Origin of the sequence: Microcoleus sp. Pol11C3 (assembly GCF_036701485.1) — a bacterium.
Classification (GTDB): Bacteria; Cyanobacteriota; Cyanobacteriia; order Cyanobacteriales; family Microcoleaceae; genus Microcoleus.
Genome location: NZ_JAUBQW010000071.1, coordinates 26557 through 32727, shown reverse-complemented (window position 1 = coordinate 32727; position 6171 = coordinate 26557). Strand labels below are relative to the sequence as shown.

Sequence of the window (6171 nt, the reverse complement as noted above, 5' to 3'; positions counted from 1 at the left end):
TTGAACTTAGGAGGCTAAGTCAAGTGATTTTATCGCCTGAAACCCTTATTCTCTCGTTACCCCCCTGAACACTTACAAATTATTCGTGCTTATTGTGCATGAATAGTGTCTCATACTTATTTGAAATGACTATATCTCGGTTTGGGGGGTCGCAGGTTTATTGGCAATCCCAAACAACCCACTATTTCGATTTATCGGTTGATTGATGGCGAGTATGAAGTTAGTCTATTTCGGGGAGATGATAACATCGAGTCCGCAACTTTCCCTGAGTTGAAATTAACGGCACAACAAGTTTTTCAAGCTGGATTGACTTCGGATGAAATTGCTGGAGGTGCGTGAGTGTAAATATTTCGATCGTTCAGACAGATTTTTTGCCCTCACGCACCCTACAACTACAACTACTTCGGTTCGTGACTCGCAATCCGCTTACCTTCGCCATCGTACACCTGCATCGGGATTTTGGCGTTTTCGGCGATCGCCTCCAAGGCTTTTTGCAATGTTTGAACGTGATTTTCTACAGCTTGGCGAGTCTTGGGAGCCTTGTTGTTTTCAGCTTGGATGAAAGTTGCTTGCAATTTCTGCACGTAACCTGGAGTCATCTGCACGGCAATCAAACCTTTGCTAACAGTATAATCGCAAATCTTGGGATTGCCTTTGCAAGTTCTATCTAAATCGGTGCGGGCTTTTTGCAGGTTTCTTTCTTCTTGCAACCTTACTTCTGCTTGCTGCAATGAAGTTTTGTAGGAAGCGATCAGCGGTTGGGCTTTCTGAGAATATGCAGTTGCTGCCGGCACTTGCTCGGCGTAACTCAAAGCTCTTCGCCAGAATTCAGATGCTTTAAACCAGGCGTTTTTGCCCTCAAAAATTTGAGCTTCCGCTGCTAACGTCACAGCTTGAGTATACGCATTTTCCGAAATTCCTTCGACATTTTTGCGCTCGCGAGCTTCTGAAAGTTTGGTTTCGTATTTGGGAACTAACAGTTTAGCTTGTTGGTAAGATGTCGTGTTCGTGGGAATTTCTGATAGGGTGTCGAGGGATTCTTCCCAACCTGATTGCACTTGAGCCCAAGTCTTTGCTGTCTGAGCTACTGCTTCCCGAGCTTCTGCTATTTGGGCTGTACTTTTGGCGGCGAGCAGTGTTTTTTCGGCTTGTTTCTCTGTGCTTAACTGCCGATTTCCAGTTGCTACATTCTTCCGGTATTCTTTTGACTTTCTTTGAGCAAATGGATAAGCTGGGCTGTCTGGGGGGATTTCTCCGAGTTCGGCGATCGCACTTTGCCACAGAGCTTGCGCTTCCTGCCCGTTCTCGGCAGAATAAGGCGGATTTTGGGTTTTCTGGGCTGCTGACTGTGCGAAGCGCGCTGCATCGATCGCAGAGTTTAAATTCTGATTTTGCTTCCGGTAGTTTTCCAGGGCGCTTTGAGCTTCACCGCGATGAATTGACCAGGAGGGAATAGGTTCTAAAAGGGCGATCGCCTGTTTTAACTGTCGCTGCGCTTCTTGGGGGCTGTTGGCAACTTTTGACGTTTTCAGAGTCTTCGTCGAATTCTCGCTCAACTGTTTGGCATTAGCTAAAGCAGGACATCCTCCGATGACGCAGGGCCGGCTCAGCATATAATAACCGCCTGCCAAAACTAGCGCGGCGACACTGAGAATTCCAGCAGCAGCCAGCATCGCAAACGGTGAATGCTTGGGTTTTTGGGCAACTGTTACCACTTCCATATCCAGCGGATTGAAGGGATTGTCTCCAATATCTGCCGGGATTGCAGCTACCCTAAAGGCGATCGGATCGGAATTGCTGGAACTCTCAGACACATTGGGGAAATATTCTTCATCCCACGCATCTTTTCCATCCATTTCTAATGGTATCTCCTCCTCTACATCCGCCGTCTGGGCCACATTTTCTGTTAAGACTATCCCGGTTTCTTCTGCGGGGGTCTTCTCAGTTTTTTTGAACAACTGCACTGTTTTTGGTCTTGACAAAACAGGGTTGTGCATGGTAAAAGAATGGAAAGCATAAGGCTGTTTTTGCCCGGTAATTTTTAGGCAAAGTCCAATCTGTTGAATAGATTCTGGTTCTATTTCAAGAATTGCTGCTTCTAGCACCGCAAAAGTCGGTTTTGCTTTGAGAACTAAACTGCGCGGGTGTTCTCCCACAACCGTTAAAGATTCATCCCGAAAATCGCAACTAATATAAAGCGGTAAGTTTTTAAATCCGGCTGCTTGCAAGTGTTGCTGCAATTTTACTTCTAGAATTTGGGCGTTGCTTTGTCGCGCTGCTACTGTCATATTTTTCCTCTGTCTGATATCACCACTTTCGATTTTAGATTTTGAATTTTAGATTTTAGATTGCAGAACTGTCGGGATTTCTGATTGGTTGGAACTTCGGCACCGATTAATCCCAAATCTTAACTCTGAAAATTCAAGTTGCAACAAAATCTTAACTCTCAAATCTCAACTTGCAAGGCCTGTCCATAACTTTCGCTGTAATAAACTTGAGTCACCTCAAAACGCCCGCCGTATTGTTTCAAAGGTGCTGCTGCATAACCAAGTGGCAGCAAACAGCAAACATCTACTTCTTCGGGAATTTGAAAGGCTTCTTTAACCTTAGCGCTGACAAAACCTTCCATCGGACAACTATCTACCCCAAAGCTTTTAGCTGCAATCATTAAGTGAGCTACTGCGAGCATTGTATGCCTGTTTGTCCAAGTTTCGAGGGACTCGAAGCAGGGACGGTTCTCGAACAATTGCGGGATTGCTTGTCGCATATAACCGGCTAAATTGTCATTCATTGCGCCTGCAGCTTTGCCCAATTCGATGACAGCTTCGGTGTTTTCGGGTTCACCGGCGCGCCGATCGCCACAACAGATTAATACTGTTGGGGCTTCTACCACTTGGCGCTGATCGAAGGCGCAAGCTTTTAATTTTTCTTTGCTAGCTGGGTCTTGAAGTACGATAAACCGCCAAGGCTGCAAGTTGTAACCAGAGGGCGATCGCACTCCCAATCGCAAAATCTCTGCCAATATTGCTGGCGGAATCGGATCTGCTTTGAAACTGCGCGCGGCCCGCCGGCTTTCGATCGCGGTTTTAACATTAATTGAAGGTTGGATTTCAATTGTCATGGATAATTGGTAATGGGTAATGGGTAATTGGTTATTGGTAATCGAGAATTGAGAATTGGTTATTGGAAATTAGAACCACAACTATCAACTGCAAACGGTCAACTGTCAACTGTCAACTGTCAACTGACTTACCCCAAGCCCAACTCGCGCTTGAGCAAATTAATCGACTTAGAGCCGATGTAATTTTCGGAGCATATCAGTTGCGGGGGACGAATAATATCTTCTCTGGCGGCGTTAATGGCAGCTTTTACTGTAGCAAAACTCGGTTGGTCGCAAAAAATTGTTCTAGCCGATCGCACGATCGAGTTAATCTTGTACTCGTCTGACACCAAGGCCGTCATCACCAGCAAATCCTCTCCCCGGATGCTGTGGATGATGACTTCGGTCGATCGTAGCATTCCCGGACTCAGGCTGACGAGGCCTAAATAACTATCTTTCGGCAAACCCCCGACTAGCTGGATTTCCTGGCTGTAGTCGTAGATGTCTACGGGAATAACTCGCACAGAACGCGGTGCCGAAATCGATTCTGCTTCTCCGATAAAATATCGACTCGTGATCACAGTTCCCGAAGAAATTTGATCCAAAAAAGTACCTAGCTGTTCCATCGGGACTAACTGTATGGGAATACGGAGAGCTTGTTCGAGTTCTTTCGCCATCAGTTCACCCACGCCGATGTCTTCTGTGGGGGCTGTGACGACCACTCGGGCGCTACACCTGAGCCGCCAGTCAATTTCGGCCAAAAATAATTCCCTCGCTTGGTTGAGCGTACAGCCCTGTCCCAGCAGTTGATCGATACTTCCTTGCACTATTTTGTTGGCAAGGGGATATTCTTCAAGGATCGGAGATTTGAGTTTGTTGCCGTGTTCGTTGCCTTGAGCGCGGACGTAAATACCCGATCCTGCTTGGGCTTCTACGAGTCCGGTATTTTCGAGCTGGCGGTATACTTTGCTGATGGTGTTGCGGTGCAAACCCGTCTGCATGGCTAGCTGTCTGGTGCTGGGCAAGCGGTGTCCGGGCGGAAATTGTCGCGAGGCGATCGCAAACCTGATTTGATTGAATAGTTGGGTGGATGCTGGAATTTCGCTATCTGTTTGAATATGAAATTGAACCATTATTAAAGGCTCCGACGACTTCAACTTAGTATTTTTATAACGTCGAGTACCGCGCATAGGATTGCTCGGATCTCTCTGTCTATAGCATAATCTTATTTGGTTGATCTGCTGCGGCGGTTTTGCCACTGGACGATCGCGCCTTATTGGCGATTAATCGCAGCCTCCGGAGTTTCCCTCAACAATCAGGTACTTTCAAGTTTTAGTTTTATTCACTCTCCGATTTTGAGCTCGCTTGCTGTTTTCCGGCCCGTCAGCAAATAAGCCTGCATTTCCCCTTGACCTTTAATCTCGATCTCGCCGCGATCTTCAAATTCATATTTATCCTGCAGCAACTTATAAGTATAGTGGCTGACTTGAATGCGACCTGGTATGCCGTGAGATTCCATGCGGCTGGCTGTATTCACGGCATTTCCCCACAAATCGTAAATGAATTTTTTAGTGCCGATTACCCCCGCTACCACCGGCCCGCTATTAATCCCGATGCGGAGGTCAAAGTTCGCGTCTAGCTTCACATTTAATTCCTTAATTGCTGCTACCATATCCAGCGCCATTTCGGCTATCGCCTCTGCGTGGTCTGGACGTTCAATGGGAATACCGGCTGCTACCATGTAAGCATCCCCGATCGTCTTGATTTTTTCTAAGCCGTGCTTCTCACTCAGTAGGTCAAAAACTGAGAAAATTTCATTCAGTAAGTATACTAATTTAGTGGCGGACATGGTAGTAGAAATTTGGGTAAAATTCACCAAGTCAGCAAAAAGAATTGTTGCTTTTTCAAACTTGTCTGCAATTACCCCCGGTTTATGCTTCAACCGCTCCACGATCGGTTCGGGCAAAATATTTAGCAGTAAACGTTCAGTTTTTTTCTGTTCTTTCCTGAGTGCAGATTCCATCTGCCTGCGTTTAGTTATATCATGAAAAAACACAGAAATGCCGTCGTGAGAAGGAAAAACCCTGACTTCCAGCCACACTCTTAAGGGAGAATAATATTTCTCAAAAGCCACTCCAATTTGTTTAGCTACAGCTTCATGATACTCTTTATAAAAATCCGAATTCACGAATTCTGGAAACTCTTTCCAAAAATTTTTACCATAAAGTTCTTCCTGCGAGCGCTTCAAAAATTGCGATCCTTTGTAATTGACGTAAGTAAATCGCCACTGGGTATCGAAAGCAAAAAAAGCATCGCTCATTCCTTCTAAAAAATTGACAATTTGCTCGTCTGTAGAACGGAGTTTTTCTTCTACTTGTTTGTTCTTGATCTGTGCGCGCTTTAATTTAGTCAGATTGATTCGCAACTCCATGTGGTTGATAATTTGCCTTCCTAAAGTCCGCAGCGCTTCTAGCTGTTGTGGGGTGAGATTACGAGGAACTGTATCTATCGCGCACAAAGTGCCGATCGGATAACCGTCAGGAGTTACTAGCGGGGCTCCAGCATAAAACCGAATATTTGGATTGGAAGTTACTAGCGGATTGGCGGCAAAGCGCTCGTCGTCTAGAGCATTGGGTACAACTAGCAATTCGTTGGGATTTAAAATAGCGTGGGCGCAAAAAGCAGACTCTCTCGGAGTTTCGGGCGCTTCCAGGCCTACTTTGGATTTAAACCACTGTCGGTTAGAATCTATTAAGCTGACTAAAGCAATAGGAGTGCCACAAATATAGGATGCTAAAGCTGTTAGATCATCAAAAGCTGCTTCGGCCTCTGTATCGAGAATGTTGTAGCGGTGAAGTGCTTCTAGCCTCTCTTCTTCGTTGCTGGGCAAAGGTGCAGCTTGCATCGGCGGCGGCGAGGATACAGGTTTGCGAATGCGTGGAGGCCTCAGTCCTAATAATTTTCTGACTTGCGAGATCACTTTTTTAACTAATATCAAAAGACTTGTTTGCCAACCTTTATTCATCTTTATTTATTTTTTTTCACCCCTGATGGAACTGCGTATGTGCGAT

4 protein-coding genes and 1 pseudogene are annotated in these 6171 nt (G+C 45.7%); 1 reads left to right on the top strand and 4 read right to left on the bottom strand.

Features of this window, described 5'->3' with window-relative positions; all coding sequences use genetic code 11:
* Nucleotides 1–132 precede the first annotated feature (132 nt).
* Nucleotides 133–339, top strand: a pseudogene (locus QUA40_RS16980) (Uma2 family endonuclease); the annotation flags it as partial.
* A gap of 59 nt (nt 340–398) precedes the next feature.
* Here QUA40_RS16980 and QUA40_RS16975 read toward each other — a convergent pair.
* The 4 genes from QUA40_RS16975 to QUA40_RS16960 all read right to left on the bottom strand — a co-directional run bounded on the left by QUA40_RS16975 (nt 399) and on the right by QUA40_RS16960 (nt 6125).
* On the bottom strand, nt 399–2288 hold the full coding sequence (locus QUA40_RS16975; protein WP_333127817.1) for a hypothetical protein: 1890 nt from the start codon (nt 2286–2288) through the stop codon (nt 399–401).
* 158 nt (nt 2289–2446) lie between these two features.
* Nucleotides 2447–3121: a nitroreductase family protein gene (locus QUA40_RS16970; protein ID WP_333127815.1), complete on the bottom strand. Its 675-nt coding sequence runs from the start codon at nt 3119–3121 to the stop codon at nt 2447–2449.
* A gap of 128 nt (nt 3122–3249) precedes the next feature.
* Nucleotides 3250–4233: a GntR family transcriptional regulator gene (locus QUA40_RS16965; RefSeq protein ID WP_333127813.1), complete on the bottom strand. Its 984-nt coding sequence runs from the start codon at nt 4231–4233 to the stop codon at nt 3250–3252.
* Between the two features lie 209 nt (nt 4234–4442).
* On the bottom strand, nt 4443–6125 hold the full coding sequence (locus QUA40_RS16960) for an adenylate/guanylate cyclase domain-containing protein (RefSeq protein ID WP_333127811.1): 1683 nt from the start codon (nt 6123–6125) through the stop codon (nt 4443–4445).
* Nucleotides 6126–6171 lie beyond the last annotated feature (46 nt).

Coding starts and splice junctions, on each gene's coding strand:
- QUA40_RS16965 (WP_333127813.1), bottom strand. CDS start 4,233: ATGGTTCAATTTCATATTCAAACAGATAGCGAAATTCCAGCATCCACC.
- QUA40_RS16970 (WP_333127815.1), bottom strand. CDS start 3,121: ATGACAATTGAAATCCAACCTTCAATTAATGTTAAAACCGCGATCGAA.
- QUA40_RS16975 (WP_333127817.1), bottom strand. CDS start 2,288: ATGACAGTAGCAGCGCGACAAAGCAACGCCCAAATTCTAGAAGTAAAA.
- QUA40_RS16960 (WP_333127811.1), bottom strand. CDS start 6,125: ATGAATAAAGGTTGGCAAACAAGTCTTTTGATATTAGTTAAAAAAGTG.